The 20,480-nt window shown below is 34.7% G+C and carries 21 protein-coding genes; all 21 read right to left on the bottom strand.

The window, feature by feature from the left end; translation table 11 throughout:
- Window positions 1–660, bottom strand: coding sequence for a histidine phosphatase family protein (locus tag H1A07_RS05705; RefSeq protein WP_057719404.1), 660 nt, complete (start codon window positions 658–660; stop codon window positions 1–3).
- Window positions 661–763: 103 nt separating this feature from the next.
- Window positions 764–1,891 carry a tRNA 2-thiouridine(34) synthase MnmA gene (mnmA, locus tag H1A07_RS05710; protein ID WP_057719405.1) on the bottom strand — a complete coding sequence of 376 codons (1,128 nt, stop codon included), beginning with the start codon at window positions 1,889–1,891 and terminating at the stop codon, window positions 764–766.
- 15 nt (window positions 1,892–1,906) lie between these two features.
- Window positions 1,907–2,242: a DUF1831 domain-containing protein gene (locus H1A07_RS05715; RefSeq protein ID WP_210144661.1), complete on the bottom strand. Its 336-nt coding sequence runs from the start codon at window positions 2,240–2,242 to the stop codon at window positions 1,907–1,909.
- Between the two features lie 115 nt (window positions 2,243–2,357).
- Entirely contained in the window at window positions 2,358–3,512 is a 1,155-nt protein-coding gene (locus H1A07_RS05720) for a cysteine desulfurase family protein (protein WP_210144662.1), read from the bottom strand.
- A gap of 96 nt (window positions 3,513–3,608) precedes the next feature.
- Window positions 3,609–4,310 carry a 5'-methylthioadenosine/adenosylhomocysteine nucleosidase gene (locus H1A07_RS05725; protein WP_210144663.1) on the bottom strand — a complete coding sequence of 234 codons (702 nt, stop codon included), beginning with the start codon at window positions 4,308–4,310 and terminating at the stop codon, window positions 3,609–3,611.
- Window positions 4,311–4,332: 22 nt separating this feature from the next.
- Window positions 4,333–4,614, bottom strand: coding sequence for a hypothetical protein (locus H1A07_RS05730; RefSeq protein ID WP_210144664.1), 282 nt, complete (start codon window positions 4,612–4,614; stop codon window positions 4,333–4,335).
- Window positions 4,607–5,170 (bottom strand): NUDIX hydrolase, encoded by a 564-nt coding sequence (locus tag H1A07_RS05735; protein WP_057719410.1) that lies wholly within the window; start codon window positions 5,168–5,170, stop codon window positions 4,607–4,609. The genes H1A07_RS05730 and H1A07_RS05735 overlap by 8 nt, the downstream gene beginning before the upstream one ends.
- Before the next feature lie 13 nt (window positions 5,171–5,183).
- Entirely contained in the window at window positions 5,184–5,393 is a 210-nt protein-coding gene (locus H1A07_RS05740; RefSeq protein WP_057719411.1) for a cold-shock protein, read from the bottom strand.
- A complete protein-coding gene (gene ileS / locus H1A07_RS05745) occupies window positions 5,393–8,194 on the bottom strand; it encodes an isoleucine--tRNA ligase (RefSeq protein WP_210144665.1) in 2,802 nt (933 codons plus the stop codon). The genes H1A07_RS05740 and ileS overlap by 1 nt, the downstream gene beginning before the upstream one ends.
- A gap of 224 nt (window positions 8,195–8,418) precedes the next feature.
- Entirely contained in the window at window positions 8,419–9,210 is a 792-nt protein-coding gene (locus H1A07_RS05750) for a DivIVA domain-containing protein (protein WP_210144666.1), read from the bottom strand.
- A 4-nt stretch (window positions 9,211–9,214) separates the two neighbouring features.
- Complete coding sequence (locus H1A07_RS05755; RefSeq protein WP_210144667.1) at window positions 9,215–10,012, bottom strand: YlmH family RNA-binding protein; 798 nt, start codon at window positions 10,010–10,012, stop codon at window positions 9,215–9,217.
- Window position 10,013: 1 nt separating this feature from the next.
- Entirely contained in the window at window positions 10,014–10,310 is a 297-nt protein-coding gene (locus H1A07_RS05760) for a YggT family protein (RefSeq protein ID WP_057719415.1), read from the bottom strand.
- Window positions 10,310–10,744, bottom strand: coding sequence for a cell division protein SepF (locus H1A07_RS05765; RefSeq protein ID WP_057719416.1), 435 nt, complete (start codon window positions 10,742–10,744; stop codon window positions 10,310–10,312). Before H1A07_RS05765 ends, H1A07_RS05760 begins: the two co-directional genes overlap by 1 nt.
- A gap of 18 nt (window positions 10,745–10,762) precedes the next feature.
- Window positions 10,763–12,136, bottom strand: coding sequence for a cell division protein FtsZ (gene ftsZ, locus H1A07_RS05770; RefSeq protein ID WP_057719417.1), 1,374 nt, complete (start codon window positions 12,134–12,136; stop codon window positions 10,763–10,765).
- A gap of 19 nt (window positions 12,137–12,155) precedes the next feature.
- Entirely contained in the window at window positions 12,156–13,529 is a 1,374-nt protein-coding gene (gene ftsA, locus H1A07_RS05775) for a cell division protein FtsA (RefSeq protein ID WP_210144668.1), read from the bottom strand.
- A 64-nt stretch (window positions 13,530–13,593) separates the two neighbouring features.
- A complete protein-coding gene (locus tag H1A07_RS05780; protein ID WP_057719419.1) occupies window positions 13,594–14,442 on the bottom strand; it encodes a cell division protein FtsQ/DivIB in 849 nt (282 codons plus the stop codon).
- 18 nt (window positions 14,443–14,460) lie between these two features.
- On the bottom strand, window positions 14,461–15,576 hold the full coding sequence (gene murG, locus H1A07_RS05785; RefSeq protein WP_210144669.1) for an undecaprenyldiphospho-muramoylpentapeptide beta-N-acetylglucosaminyltransferase: 1,116 nt from the start codon (window positions 15,574–15,576) through the stop codon (window positions 14,461–14,463).
- A gap of 1 nt (window position 15,577) precedes the next feature.
- Window positions 15,578–16,960, bottom strand: a complete 1,383-nt coding sequence (gene murD, locus H1A07_RS05790; RefSeq protein WP_210144670.1) for a UDP-N-acetylmuramoyl-L-alanine--D-glutamate ligase — start codon at window positions 16,958–16,960, stop codon at window positions 15,578–15,580.
- Between the two features lie 7 nt (window positions 16,961–16,967).
- On the bottom strand, window positions 16,968–17,927 hold the full coding sequence (gene mraY / locus H1A07_RS05795) for a phospho-N-acetylmuramoyl-pentapeptide-transferase (RefSeq protein WP_057719422.1): 960 nt from the start codon (window positions 17,925–17,927) through the stop codon (window positions 16,968–16,970).
- A 25-nt stretch (window positions 17,928–17,952) separates the two neighbouring features.
- Window positions 17,953–20,103: a penicillin-binding protein gene (locus H1A07_RS05800; RefSeq protein ID WP_210144671.1), complete on the bottom strand. Its 2,151-nt coding sequence runs from the start codon at window positions 20,101–20,103 to the stop codon at window positions 17,953–17,955.
- On the bottom strand, window positions 20,103–20,465 hold the full coding sequence (gene ftsL, locus H1A07_RS05805; protein ID WP_094496585.1) for a cell division protein FtsL: 363 nt from the start codon (window positions 20,463–20,465) through the stop codon (window positions 20,103–20,105). The genes H1A07_RS05800 and ftsL overlap by 1 nt, the downstream gene beginning before the upstream one ends.
- Window positions 20,466–20,480: the final 15 nt, after the last annotated feature.

The raw sequence follows: 20,480 nt of genomic DNA on the forward strand, positions 1-20,480 counted from the left end.
TTAAATCGTGTCCCTACTAGTAATTTTTCGATCTAGGTAGCTTGTTTCATTCCATGCAATTTCATTAAAGGTCTTACCTTTATCTTCAGTATCAAGAATCGTAAGACTTGTATTAGTTAAACCACCACGTTTTCTAATATCCGCAATGTCATAACCTTCTAAAGTTCTAATTAGAGCACATAAGGCAGCCCCATGACTCACTAAAAGAACTTTATCATCTTTATTTGGATATCTTTTTACAATATCAGCAATTAATTTCTTGCCACGCTCTATCATGTGTTCAAAATCTTCACCATGAAAAGTCGATGGATCGTAGCGATCTGGGAAGTAACGAAATGCCTTAATTTGGTCTGGATATTGACTCTCAGCATCAACAAATTTCATTCCTTCCAGATCTCCCAAATTAAACTCTTTTAAGCGTTGATCAACAATTATGGGTACAGTAATTCCCATATCATTTCTAAGCATTACAGCAGTCGTTAAGGCACGTTGCAAAGGACTAGAATAAAAGGCTCTAAAGTTTGTTCCCTTTAGGTAATTTGCCAATTTTTTAATGTCTGCATAACTTTCAGGTAAAAGTGGTGAATTACCACTACCACCTTGATAACGTCCTTCTAAATTCCATTTTGTTTTTCCATGTCTTACAAAATATAATTGCATAATTCGTTTTTCCTCCACTTTTATTACTATTATAAGTTTTCGAGAAAGAAAATAACAGTTTCTAAAAATAAAAAGAAGTCCCTAAAAGAGACTTCTTTGTTAATTACACTAATTGTAATTGCTTTTCATTTTGGTAAGCACGATCGATTGTTGCTCCCCCAAGACATTCTTCACCGTTATAGAAAACAATAGCTTGACCTGGAGTAACAGCACGTGCCGGCTCATCAAACTCAACATGAACTGTATTATCTTTTGCATGATAATGCATTGTTACACCTACATCAGGTTGACGATATCTAAACTTAGCAGTGCACTTTAAATCAACATCATGATCTGGTTGTCCGGTAAAGAAGGAAACGCCGCTGGCATCTAAGCTAGTTGCATACAAAAGCTTACTGTCGTATCCTTGCTCAACAATCAATTCATTTTTCTCTAGGTCTTTTCCAACTACAAACCAAGGATCAGTTGATTCCTTAGTTGAACCTAAGCCAAGACCAGATCTTTGTCCGATAGTATAATACATTAAACCTGCATGCTCACCAACAACCTTGCCATCAGGGGTTACCATTTTACCAGATTGAGCTGGCAAGAATTCACTCAAGAATTTTCTAAAGTTACGTTCACCAATGAAACAAATTCCTGTTGAATCTTTCTTCTTAGCAGTTGCAAGACCAGCAGCAATTGCGATTTCACGTACTTGTGGCTTAGTAAGGTTAGCAAGTGGAAAAATAACTTTCTTTAATTGATCTTGTGAAAGTTGACTTAAGAAATAAGTTTGATCCTTATTACCATCCTTTGGACGCATCATATGGACTACTCCATTCTCATCAACTTTTGTAGCAGCATAGTGACCCATTGCAATATAATCTGCATCTAAATCCATTGCAAAATCTAAGAAAGACTTAAACTTTATTTCTTTATTACACATCACATCGGGATTAGGAGTTCTACCCTTTTTGTATTCATCTAAGAAATACTGAAATACACGCTCCCAATAATCCTTTTCAAAGTTAATAGAATAATATGGAATACCGATTTCATCTGCAACTTTTTTTACATCTTCGTAATCTTCAGTTGCCGTACAAACCCCGGCATCATCAGTATCATCCCAATTTTTCATGAAGACGCCGACAACATCAAAGCCTTGTTGTTTAAGTAAAAGTGCAGAAACCGAAGAATCAACTCCACCACTCATACCAACAACGACTCTAATTTTGCTGTTATCTACCATTTTATCTTTCTCCTTTTAGCAGGGCGCAATAATTTGACGATCTTCAAGATCTTTTAAAATGAAGTCAAGCAGTTCAACCATTGGTGCTAATTGTTTATTCTTAAAAATATTAACCTTTTGCAGGCCATTGGTATCAGTGACTACCATTGTTAAATGATCTAATTCTTCATTAATTGTCAACTTCAATTGACAGGTCGCATTATATGGAGATTCATTGTATAAGGGATGCTTATACATGAAATTTCCTCTTTTAGTCTTCGTAAATCCTGCATCAATTAAAGCATAACGTTTAATTTCTGAATTAATCGTAAACTTACGATTATCGCCATTAATAATTACTGTATTTGCCATAAAAATATCACTCTCAATATTATTATCTTATTTTTTGTAAGTGTCAAGTATATGATTTTCATTATCATTATACATTAAAACAAGTCCTAGCCAAAAATCGGTTAGAACTTGTTAATTACTTACTTAATCGTTGACACATGTTAACTAAATTTTCGGCAAAGCTCTTAATTTCATTCTCCGTATTAAATCTTCCAAAACTAACTCGAATTGATTCAGCAATCCGAGGAGAATCTTCCCCATACATTGCTTCTAAAACATGAGAAGGAGTAAGAGAACCAGCTGTACATGCGGATCCTCCAGAAACTGCATAACCATTTAAATCTAAATTAGTCAAAGCAGAATAAGTATTTACACCTTTTAACCATAGGTTCAAAACATGATGTGATACTTTCCCTTCAAGAGAACCATTTACCTCATAATCAATTTGCTTTTGATCAAGTGCATCTAAAATTATTTTTTGAAATTTTTGATACTTTTCTTGAAGCTGCTTCTTATCTATCTCATTTAATTCATGGGCAGCTACACCGAAACCAGCAATTCCTGGTACGTTTTCAGTTCCAGGACGCCGCTTTACTTCTTGTTCTCCGCCTAAAAGTAAATTACTTACTTTCAATCCATCTTTTTCATAAAGGAAACCTAAAAATTTTGGTCCATTAACCTTGTGAGCTGATGTAGACAGTAAATCGATATTCATTTCTTTCACATCGATTTCAATATTTCCAAACCCTTGCACATCATCAACATGAAAATAAGCGTTAGAGTCTTTTACTAATTCGCCAATTTCCTTTAGAGGCATAATAGAACCCACTTCATTATTGACCGCCATAATTGAAACTAAAATTGCATCCGGTGTTAATTCTTTCTTTAAGTCATCTAAATTAATATGACCAGTCTTGTCTACATCAAGATATACAATTTCATAGCCTTCTTTAGCTAATCGCTTCATTGGATTTAAAACGGAGGGATGCTCAATCTTAGTTGTAATAATCTTCTTTCCAATATTTTTTCTAGCACGTGCTGTTCCAAAAATAGCAGTATTATTACTTTCCGAACCACCACTAGTAAAAATTATTTCTTTATCTTGAGCATTAATTGTCTCCGCTAATTCATGACGTGCTGTCTCAACTACTTGGCGTGCTTTACGTCCAAATACATGTTGACTAGAAGCATTTCCAAAATCATTAGCCATTTCGCTACTAATAGTTTCAATAACCTTGGGATCCATCGGAGTAGTAGCCGCATTATCTAAATATATATTTTTTCTAGTCATCTTATATCTTTTACCTTTCTTACATTTTGGAAGTGACCACTATATTCTAACATAAAAAATAGACTAAGTTCATCTGAACCTAGTCTATCCTCACTTTTAATCTAAAACTTTTTCTTCAAGATAAGATGAAATTACAGTAGCTGCTTTAGCGCCAACTTCTTTGACAAATTTATCAAAGTCATTGTCAGCATTAGAATCACCATTGTCTGAAATAGCACGAATCGCAACTAAAGGAGTATTAAAGTGTCTAGCAACTTGCGCAAAGGCTGCACCTTCCATTTCTACTCCAAGTGCATCAGAAAAGTTCTTTTTGATATCATCTTTTTGTGCTTCAGAAGCTACAAAGCTATCACCAGTTACAATTAAACCTTCTTTAAAAGGAATATTATGTTCTTTTAAATACGATGCAAATTTACTACGAAATGCATTATTTAGTAAATATCCCGCAGGCTCCTGTGGAATTTGACCTTCAACATAATTACCAGCACTAGTATTATGAGCATCATAATACATAAATTTATCCGGTAAAATTAGATCTTTTCTTTTTACATCTTCTTGCAATGAACCAGCAGAGCCAGTCATAAAAATTACATCAATTTTTTCTTTAGTCAACAAGCTAGTCAAATTCATAGCTGCATTAACCTTACCAATTCCACTTAAACCAAGATAAATATCATTTCCATTTACTGAAAAGTGATCAAATTCGGTTGTGCCAAATCTTTCCTTAGTTTCGGACTTAAAGTGCTTTTTGTAAAATTCTGCTTCTTCAAACATTGGGACAATAATTGCAATTTTCATTCTTTACCTCAAAACCTCAAATCTACAGTTTAAATAAAGCGAACAAAACTATAATTAAAAAAACAACAACAATTAAAATTGCATAATTCAATCGTTTTTTTAAACGATTGATTTTGCTTTCACGCTCTTCTTTTAAAGAAAAATTTTCTCTTGATTCAAATTTTTGAGAATCTTGAGTTTCTGTTTTTTGATCAGCTGTATCAATCGACGGGTCAATCTTTTTCTGACGTTTAAATCTATCAAAAACCTTTTTTAATTTTTCTTTTTGTTGTTTTTTACGATAATCTGCTCGTTTCTCAGTCATTACTTTGGTTTCCTGTTAAAATCATATTTTCCCAAAATGTAATTGCCATTACAGTTTTGGCATCCATAATTTCTCCTGAAGCAATTAACTGTTTCAATTCAGGTAGACTGTACCATTCTTGAGTTAGAAATTCATCTTCGTCAAGGGGACGTTTATTTTCAATCTTTGACAAAGTATCACAATAGAATAAATGAATTTTCTCATCACAAAAACCAACGGAAGTATAAAATTCACTTATCTTTTCCCAATAGTCTGCCTTGTAGCCGCCTTCTTCATTTAGCTCTCTTTTCATCGCATCAAGAGCAGACGCATCTGTTTCATCAATTAATCCCGCAGGAATTTCCAAAGTTAATTGCTTAATAGGTTCGCGCCATTGCTTTACAAGCAGCATCTTTTTATCATTATTAATTGCAATTGCTGCACTAGCATCAGGATGCTTAACGATCTCACGAGTAGCTGTTTTTCCATTGGGTAAGCTTATTGTTTCAACATTTAAGTCGATTAGCTTACCTTCAAAAATAGGCTTATTTGAGATTTCAGTTTCTCTTAGATTCACTTAATTTCTCCTTTTAGTCATGATCAACATAAACATTGATACATTGTAGACCTTTTTTTCCTTGTGCTAATTGATAATGAACTCTTTGGCCTACATTTAATTTTTTATAGCCTTCTTCTTTAATAGACTTATAAAAAACAAAGTAAGCTGAGTGAGTTAGATCATCTTCAATAAATCCATACGCAGAATTTGGATCAAATTGCTTTACAGTACCTTTACGCATTATTTCTCTAAGCCTTCTTTTTCTACTTCAGGGAAGTTTTCAGCAACGATAGCGGCACAACGCGCACATAATTCTGGGAAGCGTGAGTCACTGCCAACATCAGTGGTAGTACGACGACATCTTGGACAAACTTCTCCATCAGCATGTTCTACCACGATTGAAGCAGTTGGTAGTTTTTCAGCATTTTCAGGTGCTTCATCATCACTAACTGTCAAATCAGAAACAATTAAGATTTGTCTGATATTGGCATTTAATTTATCAAGCAAAGCTTTTGTTTCTTCAGTTGGGTAAAGAGTAACATGTGCTTCAAATGACTTACCAATTACTTTAGCATTACGTGCTTCTTCAAGAGCCTTCAAAACATCTGAACGAACTTTCATGAAAGCACCCCAGTTTGCCAAAACTTCTTCTTCATTAGCAAAATGATCTACTTCAGGCATATTGGCAAGTTGAACATAGTCTTCTGGTTCTTTTAGGTAACCCCAAACTTCTTCCATAGTATGTGGAAGAATTGGTGTCATTAACTTAGTTAACTTAACCAAGACATCATAAATTACTGTTTGCATTGAGCGACGGCTTTCACTGTCTTCTGGATCAATATAAAGAACATCCTTAGCAAAATCTAAATAGAAGGCAGATAAGTCATTAGAAATGAAGCTGAATACTTTCTTATAAACACTAGTGAAATCAAATTTATTGTATGCTTCAATTGCTTCTTTAATCAAGCGATTCAACTTAATTTCCATGTATTGATCTACACCAGACATATCGGGATAAGCAATTGAATTTTGTTTAGGATCAAAATCAGAAGTATTAGCAAGCATAAAGCGCATAGTATTTCTGATCTTACGGTAACTTTCAGCAGATTGACGTAAAATATCTTGAGAAACAGCTACATCAGAAGTAGTATCTGCTCCAGCAACCCATAAACGAATAATCTCTGCACCCATTTGCTTGATGACATCATTAGGTGAAATTACATTACCTAATGACTTAGACATTTTATGTCCCTTATCATCTAACACAAATCCCTGTGATAAAACTTGTTTATAAGGAGCTTTTCCAGTAACCGCAACAGAAGTAATTAAACTTGAGTTGAACCAACCACGATACTGATCACTACCTTCAAGATATAAATCAGCTGGGAAACCTAGGCCATCACGTTCTTGCATAACACCAGCCCATGAAGAACCAGAGTCAAACCAAACATCTAGAATATCAGTTTCTTTTCTAAATTTACCGTTTGGTGAGTGTTCTGACTTAAAGCCTTCAGGAAGTAATTCTTCAGCAGTATGAGTATACCAAGCATTAGATCCTTCTTTTTCAAAGATTTGAGCAACATGTTCAATCGTTTCCGGAGTAACAATTGGCGTATCATCTTCAGCATAGAAAATTGGAAGTGGTACTCCCCAGGCACGTTGACGAGAAATTACCCAGTCGCCACGATCTCTAATCATGTTGTAAAGACGAGTTTTACCCCATGAAGGAATGAAATCTGCTTTCTCAATTTCTGCTAAAATTTGATCTCTAAACTTATCAATCGAAGCAAACCATTGAGTAGTTGCACGGTAAATTACTGGCTTCTTAGTACGCCAATCATGTGGATATGAGTGAGTAAAGAAGTCAAGCTTCAAGAGTGCACCTGCTTTTTCAAGCTTTTCAGCAACTACTTTATTAGCATCATCATAGAATATACCAACTAATTCTGGATCTGGAACTTCTTTAGTAAATCTACCTTGAGCATCCATTGGACTAAATACTGGCACTCCATAACGACGACCAACATTGTAGTCATCCTCACCAAAACCAGTAGCGTTATGAACTAAACCAGTACCATCATCATCAGTTACGTAAGTGTCGTTCATAACTAGACCATATTCACCTAAGCCATTTTTACCATAAAGAGGATGCAGATAAGTCATACGATCAAAATCAGTACCTTTAAGAGTCTTAAGAACTTTATAGTCTTCCCAGCCCAAATCCTCTGCGACAGCTGACAACCGGTCACTACCGATTACATACTTTTTACCATTAACTTCAACTACTGAATAGTCAAATTTAGGGTTAACAGTAATACCTACGTTACTTGGAATAGTCCAAGGAGTAGTAGTCCAAATTACTAATGAGGTATCTGAATCTAAAATTCCTTTTCCATCTTTAATTGGGAAAGCAACATAAATTCTTGGAGATTTAATGTCGTGATATTCAACTTCGGCTTCTGCTAAAGTTGATTCACTAGACCATGACCAGTAAACTGGTTTCTTACCCTTATAAATGTAACCCTTTTTAAACATTTCACCAAAGACTCTAATTTCTTCAGCTTCAAATTTAGGTTGTAAAGTAACGTATGGGTGATCCCAATCTGCCATTACACCCAAGCGCTTAAAGTCGGCCATTTGTTTTTGAACTTGCTCTTCTGCAAATTGACGGCAAAGCTCTCTATACTTTGCACGATCCATTGTCTTACGGTCAACACCCTTTTTAGCTAATTGTTGTTCAACAGGAAGTCCGTGTGTATCCCAACCAGGAACATAAGGAGCATAATAACCATTCATATTCTTAAAACGAACAATGATGTCCTTAGAGATCTTATTTAATGAATGCCCCATATGAATATTACCATTAGCAAATGGAGGACCATCATGAAGATCAAAATGAGGTTTACCCTCATTAAGCTTTAATCTTTGTTCGTATAATTTATTTTCTTCCCATTCTTTTTGCCATTGAGCTTCACGCACTGGAAGATTACCGCGCATTTTAAATTTAGTCTTGCCCAAATTTAATGTATCTTTAACTCTCATAAAAAATCCTTTCTTAATAAAAAAGCCTCATCCTAATAGGACGAAGCTTATCGTGGTACCACCTAAATTGAACAGAATACAACTATTCCATTCCACTTGTTTCCTGTGTATCGTACAGATAAACGTTTAAGTCAATTGGCAGCTGATTAACTTTTGACAGTTGTTAGTCTTTCACCATCACTAACTCGCTAAATCGTCTACTTGTTGGTACTGTCGACTTAAATTTAATTATCTTTTAAATCATCCGGGAAAATAATCACTGGTCCATCACGCCGCTCAGTATTTTCTTCTGTAGCCTGCATGCTTTCTTTAACGGGACTATCTCCAGCTAAAACCTCAGGATTATCTTCCGTTTCTTGAACAGAGTTTACTTCATTTATTGCATTATTGTCAACCTCTGTATTAGATAGCTTATCATTTTCTTCAGTTGGTACTTCATTAGTCATCGGACCATCAGGAATTGGTTCATCTTCTAAAGGCTGTGAACCATCGGCTGGATACAAACGTGAGCGACCATAATACTTATCTAAGTAGTATTGCCAATCAGAATCACTCAATTCCTTTATTTGATCCTTGAGCATTCCTTGAATAGCTTCTCGGAAGTCTTCAACTTTAGCCTTAAGCAAATCATAATCTTTGTTTAAAATATCATATTGCTTTTGAAGTTCAGCTTTCTTATTTTCGCCTTTATCTTGAGCCTTTTGAATTATCTCAGCAGCATCTTGATTAGCCTTTTGAATAATTTCTTTAGACTCTTTATTAGTTCTCTTTTTAATTTCTTCAGCATTCTCTTGTGCTGAAATTAGAGATTCATTAATTGAATCCTTAACCTTTTCGTATTTTTCTACTTTTTTCTTTAATTCAACATTTTCATTTTTTAAATCGACAATTTGATCTAATGCATCCCCATATGCATCAACAATTCGATCTAAAAAACTATCTACCTGTTTGGAATCATACCCCCGAAGTTTTGTTGAAAACTCCTTGTTATGGATATCCATTGGCGTTAATGTCATATTATCACCTTTTCTTTGCTTGCCATACCTTTATTTCAAGTCGTTTCTTACCTTTCTTCGTAGTGGTAAGATTGAGAATTTCATATCTACCGTAATGGCGAATACTTAGCATATCCTGTACAGAAACAATTATATTAGATTGCGCTACAATATGCCAATTTAATTTAACTTCTCCATCTTCAATAATTTTCTTAACTTGACTCCTACTTAGATTGGTAATTGAACTCACAATTGCATCTAAACGAAGTGAAATAGATACAGCACTCATTTCCGTACTATCATCTTCTTGAACTAATACTTTTGATAAAGGTAATTCCTTCAATTTTATTTTTGTTCTACCAACGCGATCAATCTGTTCAATAAAGTAATCGACTAATTCACCCTTAACTAAAAATTGCCAATTTTCATTTTCATCATTGATAATATCACCAAAAGTATCTAATTCAATTCCTAAATGTGTCAAAACACCTAGAATCTGACTATGTGTAAGTTTTGACCATTTTTTCGGATATTCAACTTCTAAAAGTGAGATCTTAAAATTAGCTTGTTCGTATCCCTTATCCCAATCACAAAGCAACATTCTCTTTTTCTCGGCATTAGGATATCCTCCAAAACTGTACAACTGCGCATAGCCACCAACAATTTCTTGAAAAATATATTGTTCTCTAGGATTTAAGAAATCTGTTAAGATAGATTCATTTTTAAATAAAAACTGATTAAAAAGACCGACGAAATAATCTACCGTCGGTCTTTCACTTTCATCAAAATGTTGATAAAAACTACTAGCTTGTCTTTTTTCCATTTTACCTAATAAATGCGTACCTAATTATATTTGCTATCCAATAAAGGACATAATTATTTACAAAATAAATTACTAATAAGGCTACCACAGGGGCAAAAGAAATTCCCGCAATTGGCGGAATAAAACGCTCAAATATTTCTAAATATGGTTCAACAATTTTCCTTAATATCTGTCCCACTTTAGTTACAAGCAACCTTGGAATCCAAGTTAGCAAAGTATAAATTACAATCAGAAAGCTATAGATATTCAGCAAATCAGAAATAATACGTAATATCCAGCCTACAATTGAAAATATCATTAATCCATTTTATCTTTCTTTTCAACTAATTCGGCAATTTTACCGTCAGTTTCAAATTTTGGTGGAGTTGCTAAGAAAATTTTGTCACCTACACGTTGAATTTCACCGTTTAAAGCATACACTGTACCAGTAATGAAATCAACAATTCTCCGTGCTTGTTCATCATCCATACGAGCAAAATTAATAATAACAGCTTTGTTATTTAGAAGATTTTGAGCTACTTCTTTTGCATCGGAATATACACGAGGTTCATATAAAACAATTTTACTAGTAGCGCCAACACCGGAATTAATAGAAACAACATTTGCTCTTCTTTCATTCTTTTGAGGCTGAGGAACTTCTTCTTGTTGTTCATCTACTTCAGTATATGGTGCTTCATTCATTTCATCATCTTCAGCAATACCAAAAAATCTGCCTAATTTATCAAAAGCCATAACTTTTCCTCCAAAATACTAATCCTGACGACGATGTTTGAAGAATGGAATATCATTATCTGACTCATCATCTACACTAGTTTCAATTTGAGAGATACTAGTGGAGTCGTCTGAATTAAATGAATCAAATTCGTCGTCATCTTTTTTTTCATTCTCTACAGGCTGTGGACGCTTGTTCTCTTTTCTATCTTGCTTCCAAACGCTTGTTGGGTCAAGTAAAGTATCTTGAGAATCTTTCTTTTCTGATTTTACTTCAGGAGTTGGTTGTACAGGAGATTCCTTTACAGCACTATCCTCAGTCTCGACTTCTGAAGATTCTGAGACTGAAGTGGGTTCGTTAGCTACCACATCTGCTTCTTTCTTAACAGGTTCAGGAGTAGTAACTTCTTGACGTGTTGGACGACGCATAGGTTGTCTTGAAGCTTCTTCTTCAGCCTTTGAATCAATTCCAGTTGCAATAACAGTAACAACCACTTCATCGCCTAAATTAGCATTAATTGATGTACCAAAGATAATGTTTACTCCGTCACCAGCAGCTTTTGAAACAATATCAGAAGCATCTTGAGCTTCAAATAAAGTTAAATCTGGTCCACCAGTAATGTTAAGTAATACTTGCTTTGCTCCATCAATTGATACTTCAAGCAATGGGGAAGAAATAGCTAGTTTTGTAGCTTCAACAGTTCTATTTTCACCACTTGCACGACCAATTCCCATTAAAGCTGCGCCTTGATTTTCCATAACTGTCTTAACGTCCGCAAAGTCAAGATTCACATAGTCAGTTGAAGTGATCAAATCAGAAATACCTTGAACACCTTGACGAAGTACATTATCAGCTTCCTTAAAGGCATCCATCATTGGAGTCTTCTTATCAACCATCTCTAACAAACGGTTATTGGCAATAATAACTAAAGTATCAACGTATTGCTTTAATTGAGCAATTCCTTCTGCTGCATTCTTTGAACGTTTCGGACCTTCAAAAGTAAAAGGACGAGTAACTACTCCAACGGTTAATGCACCAGTTTCACGAGCAATTTTAGCAATTACAGGAGCAGCACCAGTACCAGTACCACCACCCATTCCTGCAGTGATAAAGATCATATCTGCGCCTTTTAATGAGTCTTCAATTGTTTGTTGACTCTCTTCAGCCGCCTTTTGACCAACTTCAGGATGAGAGCCTGCCCCTAATCCACGAGTAAGTTTTGGTCCAAGTTGAATCTTGTTTTCAGCTTTATTACTATTAAGAGCTTGCACATCAGTATTAGCAGCAATAAAGGAAACGCCTTGTACTCCTTCATCAATCATTCGATTAACGGCATTACCACCGGCACCACCAACACCGATTACTTTAATGACTGCATTCTTGTTGTCATCAGAATCGAAAGTAAAATCCATTTACTAAACCACCTTATTACTAATCAAAGAACTTCTTAAAGAATTCCTTGATTCCTTTTTTATTATTATTCTTCTTATCATCATTCTCTTCAGACGTAGAGATCGTTGATGTAGCACTAGTCTTATTATAATCTTCTTTTTGCTCCATTTCACTAGGAGTTACACGTCTTTTGAAAAATTTCATATTTTCTTGTGCTGAAGATTGATTAGAAACAGGCAAAGTAACCTGATTTTCATAAATAACACTATTAACTAAGTAATCAATATCAGCTAAATTATAGGCATAATTTACTACTCCGTAACCTGCTGCATACATTGGATTTCTTAATCCCATCTGATCTGGTTGGAAAATTCGAGCTTTAACACCAAAATCTTCCTTCACAATATCATCAATTCCTTGCAAAGCGCTAGTCCCACCAGTAATTACAACACCACCTGGCAAATTAAATGCCTCATGTGATTTTAATCCTTTACCGATACGACTAAAGGTTTGATTAAGACGAGCATTAATTATTTCACTTAAGTACTCCTCGTCAATCATCTTAGGTCCATTTTCACCTACGACATTAACAGGAAATTGATTATCACTTGAAGTCAGGCACGGATCTGCATATCCAAACTGTAACTTAATTTTTTCAGCTTCCTTTTTCGAAGTATTTAAAACCACCGAAATATCATTAGTAATATCGATACCGCCCTCTAAATCAATAGTTGCATATTTGATTTTATTCTCATGAATTACAGTGGCAGTAGTCGACCCTCCACCTAAATCAAGAATAATCGTACCGAATGTTCGCTCACCTTCATCAAGTGCTACACTCGCAATTGCCAAAGGTATTGGTACAAAGAAATTATTTTGATAGCCAGCTCGTTCGATCGCCTTACGAATATTATGTAAATCAGCACTAGGAGCAGTTAATAAAATCCCATGTACTTCAAGAGAATGAGCGATCATTTTTCTAGGATCGTCTACATCAGTTTTTCCATCAATTAAGAACTTGTTAGGCAAGAAAGCAATAGCTTCTCGACCATCCTTCAATGCAGTATCGATTGCAGTTAATAAAACGCGCTTAACATCGTTATCTGTAACTTCTCGACCATTCTCTTCAATGTTAATTAAGCCAACTGCATTTTCTAGCTGAAGTAAACCAACGGGAATTCCAGTGACTACTCGATAAATTTTAGAATTAGTCTTTTGCGCTACTTTCTTCAAAACAGCACTTATACTATCAGCAGTTTGATCAATATCAACAATTTTTCCATGGCGCATCCCCTTTGTGGGACCATTTGCAGCACCAATAATTTGCATTTCATTAGACGCAGTGTCAGCGACAACTGCTTTAACGCTTGTTGTTCCTATATCCAAGCCTACTAGTAAATCAGTTTTATCCAAGGTAATGCCCCCAAAACATAACTATACAATAAATTTTAACATATGGTTTAAGTTCTCACTAATATCAAGTTAGTCCTAATTTAACCTTTTCCGCTTGTGTTAGCGGTCGACTATAAGCACCAATTTCAAAATCAATTACTGATGGTTCTTTTAGCTGACTTTTTATTTTGTCATAATATCGTATCTTACTCTTAATAGTTGATAGATTTCCAATAACAATATTGTTATCTTTCATCACTAAAACAATTTGACTCGGCCTCCGTGTTTCACCACTTAGCATTTTTACTTGGTCACGTATATGCTGTGGTAGACTGGCATATACCTTGATATCTTCGCTCAAAGAAACCTTCTGATTATATCCTGTAAATAAAGGCTTACTTTTATCAATCTTGTCGCTAGCAATAACTTGGCTACCTACTTTCCCTGTGGCTAATATCTTTCGGTAACCTTCACCTTCATGAATATACCCAATCACTGGTCGTTCTTTGATATTTAAAACCAAATGATTTGTTTTTTGCACACCTACCTGAACCTTTTCAATCTCAGGAAAAGCAGCTGATAATTTCTCAGTATATTTCTTTCCTTTTAATAAGCAGAATACCACTTTATTTTCTGGAGAAATACCTGCTGTTTTGACTAGTTGTTTACTATTTAATTCAGGCACTCCTTTAACTTGTACACTTGCTACATTTGCTTTAGGCGAAACATAATATCCTAAAGCTAAAATACAGCAAAGCGAAAAAAAGATTATAAATCCTAATCTAGTCAGTAAAGCATGTCGTCTTTCAGCTTGTAATTTAGTTAGTGAGGCAGAGACTCTTCTTTTTTCATTATTATTGGTTTTATTTTTATAATCAATCCAGCCTGATAACTCTTGTTTAGGATCTTTTTTGGTTATTTTTTTCTTAGCCATGTGCCTCACTTCCTTCCATTATTTTTTATTCTTAATTAAGTTCTCCATTACAGAAATCACTTGATCTGATGCATCAGGAACTCCTAATCTCTTAGATGCATCACTCATTTTCTTTGCATAATTTGTATCTAACAAAATATGATCAATCGATGAGACAAAATTATTTGGATTTAAATCATCTTCTGGAATAACTAAGGCTGCTCCAGCTTTCTCCATATCCATGGCATTTTTCATTTGATGATTATGAGTGACATTTGGACTAGGAATTAAAATTACTGGAACGCCAAGAGCAGTAAATTCAGCTAAACTGGTTGCTCCAGAACGTGCTACAACACATGTCATTTGAGGTAACAACCCTGGCATATTATCAATATAAGGTACAATCTTTATATTTGAGTTAATTTCTTTACCAGCTAATTTTTCCTTAACGCTTCCGTAATATAGTTGACCAGTAGCCCAAATAACTTGATAAGGCTTAGTTTCTAATTCTGAAAGGGATTTTTCTACAATTTGATTAATTGCTAGAGCCCCACGAGAACCGCCAAAAATCAAAACAGTAGGCATATTTGGATTTAGTCCCCATTTTTTAGAAATATCAACATTTTCTTTATTTAAGTCTAAAACTTGTTGTGAACGAGGATTACCAGTTTTAACTAATTTTTTCTTTTCTGAAAATTGCTTAGCCGCATCATCGAAGGTATAACAAATTTTATCAACATAGTGTGCTAAGAATTTATTAGCTAATCCAACAACCGAATTAGACTCATGAATAATAGTTGGAATATGCAGCTTAGCTGCTTCATAAACAATAGCACCTGATACATAGCCACCAGTTCCTACTACAACATCAGGTTTAAAATCCTTGATAATTTGTTTTGCTTCTTTTGTAGCCTTAATGAAAAGCTCAATTGTTTCGAAATTCTTTAAAGGATGTTTACGGTCAAAACCCTTAATCTTTAAAGTCTTAAATGGTACGCCAGCTGCTGGAACAATTTTAGATTCTAATCCTCGATCTGTTCCAACAAATAGAATTTCATCATTTGTAACTAATTTACGTTCTTTCAAACGCTCAATTAACGCCATAATTGGATAAATGTGGCCGCCAGTTCCGCCACCAGAAAAAATTACTCTCATTTTACTTAGTCTTTAATTCCTTAATAAATTTTACAAAAAAATCTCCACGTTCTTCAAAAGTATTAAATTGATCCCAAGAAGCGCATGCTGGTGAAAACAAGATAACATCCCCTGCCTCACTCAATTCATATGCTCGCGGAACAGCTTCTTGTAAGGTATTTACAATTACAATATCTTTAATACGAGCCTTACGAGCTGCATCTGCTAAAAGATATTTAGTTTCACCATAAAGCACAATTGATTTTACATGCTTTTTAAACAATGGAACAAGTGAATCAAACATAAAACCACGATCTAATCCACCAGCAATTAAAACCTCAGGTTCTTTAAATGAAGGAATAGCCACAGTAGCAGCTTCAATGTTAGTGGATTTTGAATCGTTGTAGATTTTACGGTCATTATAAGTCATTACATACTGCAAACGATGAGTAGCTCCAGTAAAAGTACTTAAAGCATATTGAATATCACTATCATCTGCACCCATTAATTTAGAAATTGCAATTGCCACTAAACAATTTTGTTGGTTATGAATACCTGGGATCTTAATCTCACTGATTTTCATAATTTGATGATCGTCTTTACTTTCAAGATATTCATCACCAATAAAATAATCGGCCGTCTTATCTACTTCTGAAAATGTTTGAACTTTTGCTTTTGTTTTCTTTAATTCTTTTTCTAAAATGCCCTTTTGATCAAGGTTAGCAATGAAATAATCATTTTGATCTTGAGATTGAGTAATTCTAAGTTTGGCTTCAACATAGTTATCAAAAGTCTTGTGATAGTCAAGGTGTACATTATTGTAAATATCAACAATTGCAGCTACTTTGGGCTTAATATCTGTTACTCCAAGTAATTGAAAACTAGACATTTCTACTACAAGTAAATCTTTTTTTGTAGCCCTTTCAACTACTTCTGAAATAGGAACGCCAATATTACCTACTGCATAAGCATGACCGCCATTTTTAGATAAGTGATGATCCATAATTCTTTGGGTAAGCATGACAGTGGTCGTCTTACCATTTGAACCAGTAACACAAACATATGGTGCTTCACTTACGTTAAGTGCGATTTCAGGTTCAGTTATAACTGGAATATTCATCTTCAATGCTTTTTCAACCATTGGATTTTCATAGGGTATGCCGGGGTTTTTAACAAGATAATCAAATTTTTCCTCATCAAAAATCTCAACTGGATGATAACCAGAAATAACTCTAACTCCTAATTTATCTAATTCAGCAGCTCGATCATCATTAGATAAATCCTTTTTATCATTTAAAGTGAGCTTAGCGCCAAGCTTCAAAAGGAGTTTAGCTACTGAAAAACCACTTTTTCCTAATCCCAAAATCAAAATGTTTTTATTTTCATATGTTTTTATTTGTTTCATTTTAAAATTAACCCCAGATAATTAAATAAACAATACTTCCAATTAAACCAACAATCCAAAATACAATGTCAACCTTCCACTCGGACCAACCAAGCATTTCGAAGTGATGATGAATTGGTGTCATCTTGAAAATTCTCTTCCCTGTAGTTTGGAAAGAAATAACTTGCAAGATAACACTCAAAGTCTCTAATACGAAAACAATACCAATTAAAAGCAATGACCATGGACGATGAAGGAAAATTGATACAGTAGCTAATCCACCACCAAGAGCTAACGAACCCGCGTCTCCCATGAAGATTTTAGCTGGCTTATGATTAAAGATAAAGAAACCAACCAGTCCACCTATTACACTTAAGGTAAACACAACAATAACCCAATTTTTTTCTTGGTAAGCTATCCAAGCATATGTGGCGTATGCAATGATAGAAAGTCCAGTTGCTAAACCATCCAAACCATCAGATAAGTTCACAGCGTTAGAAAAGCCAACCAACCAGAAAAGCACAAATAAACTAAATAGGAATGAATTTCGCACCATTCCTGCAAAAGGAATATATAACTCAAATGCAAAGTGATCACTAAAAGCTAATGCAATAATCAAAGCTGCAATAATAATCTGACCTAATAATTTTTGCCATGCCTTTAAACCTAAATTACGTTTGAAATATAACTTAATTCCATCATCCAAAAAGCCGATAATGCCATAACCTAGGAAAGCGATTATTAAGATCCAAGCAGTTTTATTCAAATCTTTTTGCCAAATTAATACCCATAGAGTTGAAATAACACCAGCAAGCATAAAAACAACTCCACCCATTGTTGGTGTTCCAGATTTTTTTTCATGCCATTTCGGACCTTCATCTCTAATAACTTGTCCTTCATGCTTCATTCGCATGAAGCCAATAAACAACGGTAAGAAGATAACCGTAAGAGCGAAACTGCTTATAAACGGTATCAAAGAAAACTGCATTTTGTATTACTCCTTTAACTTTTTACTATTTTAGATTTACTGATAACTTACTATTTTTATCAATTACTTTTCCAGCTGGTATTGACTGCTTTGTAACTTTTCCTTTTCCATTAATAGAAATTGGAATATCAGTGGTAGTCATGAAACTAGTGACTTCTTCACTAGTCCATCCAATCATATTCGGACAAGTAACTTGACCGCCCGTAAACAAGAAAATCTTTGAGTCATTATCTTGCTTAACACCTGCTCCAACAGATTGTCGACTAATGTTCTTTCCAGTTCCTACTACTTCAACTGTAACACCGGCATTATTTGCATCTTCTTTAGCTTTTTCAACACTTTTACCAGTTAGAGCTGGAACAGTTACCTTTTCATTAACCTTAGCAGAAGAATCAGAAAGTGAAATTAGTCGATTCATAATTGGCTTAAAAATAGAAGAGAGAATAGTTTCAGCTGGCTTAGACATTTTTTGTGGTTGCTTCATGGTTAAGTACACACAGTAGCGAGGATTATTGGCTGGAGTTACGCCGACAACTGAGAAAATATAGTTGTTGTCGCCTGTTAAATATCCACCATGCGGTCCAGCAATTTGAGCCGTCCCCGTCTTAACTGCAATACTCTTTCCCGGCATTTTATAAGCCGCACCAGTACCATAAGTTGCATTTACAACGTCCTGCATCCCTTTTAAAACTGTTTGAGCAGTTTTAGCAGAATAAATAGGAGCTCCAACCTTAGTTCGATGAAACTTTTCGACTACCTTACCAGATGGAGAAACTATTTTTTCAACAAACTGAGGTTTTACCATTTGTCCGTTATTTGCTAAAGCACTGTAAGCCTGCATCATTTGCATGGCATTAACATTAACACCTTGACCAAATGCAGTAACGGCTTGATTTAATGGGGTTGTGAAGTTTAAAATTCCAGCAGTTTCTCCTGGAAGAGTCACTCCAGTCTTTTTACCTAGTCTGTATTTATTTAAATATTCTTTCCATGTCTTGGAGCCCATTTTTTGTTCAAGTTTTACAAAACCAACATTACTTGATCTAGGAAAAGCTTGACTAAATGGAATCATCCCCCAACCACTATTATTCCAGTCGTGAATTGTTGAACCTTGAACTGTTACTGATCCAGATTTATATTGCTCGTTAGGATTATAATTACCGCTTTGAATAGCACTTGAATAAGTTAGAACTTTAAAAACAGAACCAGGTTCATATGAATCTTGAACTAATATATTGCGCCAAGAGGTATCTAATCCCTTTTTAGTTTGAGGATTAAAAGTTGGACGTTGAGATGCAGCTAGAATTTTTCCAGTCTTTATATCTTCTACAACTGCTGTCAACGCCTTAGGCTTATATTTATCCTGAACCTGCGACATTAAAACTTCTAAATAAGTCTGCAATCGTGAATCAAGCGTCAGATAAATATTATCGCCGTCTTTTGTTGTACGCGTATTCTTTTGACTATTAGGTAATTGATTATTTTCGGCATCAACAAACGCTTCACGATATCCATCTTTACCAGCTAATTGCTTATCGAAGTATGCTTCAATTCCCATTGTACCAACTAGACTACTAGTTCCTTGACTCTTTTGCGGTTGAGCCAAACCAACAATATGAGAAGCAAAATTTCCATTTGGATACAGTCTAGATGGAGTTTCGATAAACTTAATTCCTGGTAACTTCATATCTTCAATTTTTTTCTTTTGAGATAAAGTTAAACCAGTTCCAGCCGATCCAAATTCGACCTGAAAGGCCTTATGCTTCGGATTTAAATATGAATATATTTTCTCTTCACTTAATGGAAGGACTTCAGCCAATTTTTGTGCTGTCTTACGTTTATTAGTTACATACATCGGCTTATTATGATAGTCAATTGAGCTCTTGTCTAAAATTGCATACACAGTAAAGACATGTGCATCTTCAGCAAGCGTCAATCCATTTTTATCATAAATCGTTCCTCGAGTTGCTTTTAAAACCTCATTTCGCCTATAAATTTGATTTACACGCTTATTTAAATTTTCACCAGCAACTCGATTTGAAATTCCTATATATAAAAATCTACCTATAAATACAAGAAAAACCAAAGCCAAGACTAGCTGGAGGATTCTCCCCACCGTAAAGCGGTAGCCGTGGGCTTTGGATCTATTTCTATTTAAGTTATTAAACTTTTTCATTAACGGACATTCCTAATGTTACTCTCAACCAAGTGCAAGCCTTGATCACGAGCAATTTTATTAATTCTAGTAGTTGACGTTAATTCACCAATCTCCTGACGAAGATCAGTGTTATGACTTTTTTGAGAAATTATTGTTTGCTCAACATTAGCTAATTGATGTTGAGCACTAGTAGCAGAAATACTAGCTGAAACCAATAAAATCATTAATCCCAATGTAATTAGTGAACCTAGGACGACTAAACTTTTTTCAAATGCTGTCCAAGGAACGCTTTTGGGATTAAGAACAATTGCTTTCTTTGGCTGCTCAGTCTGCTGTTGACTTTGTTGATAATTTAATTTTCTTGCTGAGCTATCAGCCATTTTCTTCTCCTTAAA

The sequence above is a fragment of the Lactobacillus taiwanensis genome (assembly GCF_017894345.1).
Classification (GTDB): domain Bacteria; phylum Bacillota; class Bacilli; order Lactobacillales; family Lactobacillaceae; genus Lactobacillus; species Lactobacillus taiwanensis.

What these genes read in the sequence shown, in the direction of transcription:
- H1A07_RS05705 (WP_057719404.1), bottom strand. Translation starts at nt 660, where the DNA reads ATGCAATTATATTTTGTAAGACATGGAAAAACAAAATGGAATTTAGAA.
- mnmA (WP_057719405.1), bottom strand. Translation starts at nt 1,891, where the DNA reads ATGGTAGATAACAGCAAAATTAGAGTCGTTGTTGGTATGAGTGGTGGA.
- H1A07_RS05715 (WP_210144661.1), bottom strand. Translation starts at nt 2,242, where the DNA reads ATGGCAAATACAGTAATTATTAATGGCGATAATCGTAAGTTTACGATT.
- H1A07_RS05720 (WP_210144662.1), bottom strand. Translation starts at nt 3,512, where the DNA reads ATGACTAGAAAAAATATATATTTAGATAATGCGGCTACTACTCCGATG.
- H1A07_RS05725 (WP_210144663.1), bottom strand. Translation starts at nt 4,310, where the DNA reads ATGAAAATTGCAATTATTGTCCCAATGTTTGAAGAAGCAGAATTTTAC.
- H1A07_RS05730 (WP_210144664.1), bottom strand. Translation starts at nt 4,614, where the DNA reads ATGACTGAGAAACGAGCAGATTATCGTAAAAAACAACAAAAAGAAAAA.
- H1A07_RS05740 (WP_057719411.1), bottom strand. Translation starts at nt 5,393, where the DNA reads ATGCGTAAAGGTACTGTAAAGCAATTTGATCCAAATTCTGCGTATGGA.
- ileS (WP_210144665.1), bottom strand. Translation starts at nt 8,194, where the DNA reads ATGAGAGTTAAAGATACATTAAATTTGGGCAAGACTAAATTTAAAATG.
- H1A07_RS05750 (WP_210144666.1), bottom strand. Translation starts at nt 9,210, where the DNA reads ATGACATTAACGCCAATGGATATCCATAACAAGGAGTTTTCAACAAAA.
- H1A07_RS05755 (WP_210144667.1), bottom strand. Translation starts at nt 10,012, where the DNA reads ATGGAAAAAAGACAAGCTAGTAGTTTTTATCAACATTTTGATGAAAGT.
- H1A07_RS05760 (WP_057719415.1), bottom strand. Translation starts at nt 10,310, where the DNA reads ATGATATTTTCAATTGTAGGCTGGATATTACGTATTATTTCTGATTTG.
- H1A07_RS05765 (WP_057719416.1), bottom strand. Translation starts at nt 10,744, where the DNA reads ATGGCTTTTGATAAATTAGGCAGATTTTTTGGTATTGCTGAAGATGAT.
- ftsZ (WP_057719417.1), bottom strand. Translation starts at nt 12,136, where the DNA reads ATGGATTTTACTTTCGATTCTGATGACAACAAGAATGCAGTCATTAAA.
- H1A07_RS05780 (WP_057719419.1), bottom strand. Translation starts at nt 14,442, where the DNA reads ATGGCTAAGAAAAAAATAACCAAAAAAGATCCTAAACAAGAGTTATCA.
- murG (WP_210144669.1), bottom strand. Translation starts at nt 15,576, where the DNA reads ATGAGAGTAATTTTTTCTGGTGGCGGAACTGGCGGCCACATTTATCCA.
- murD (WP_210144670.1), bottom strand. Translation starts at nt 16,960, where the DNA reads ATGAAACAAATAAAAACATATGAAAATAAAAACATTTTGATTTTGGGA.
- mraY (WP_057719422.1), bottom strand. Translation starts at nt 17,927, where the DNA reads ATGCAGTTTTCTTTGATACCGTTTATAAGCAGTTTCGCTCTTACGGTT.
- H1A07_RS05800 (WP_210144671.1), bottom strand. Translation starts at nt 20,103, where the DNA reads ATGAAAAAGTTTAATAACTTAAATAGAAATAGATCCAAAGCCCACGGC.
- ftsL (WP_094496585.1), bottom strand. Translation starts at nt 20,465, where the DNA reads ATGGCTGATAGCTCAGCAAGAAAATTAAATTATCAACAAAGTCAACAG.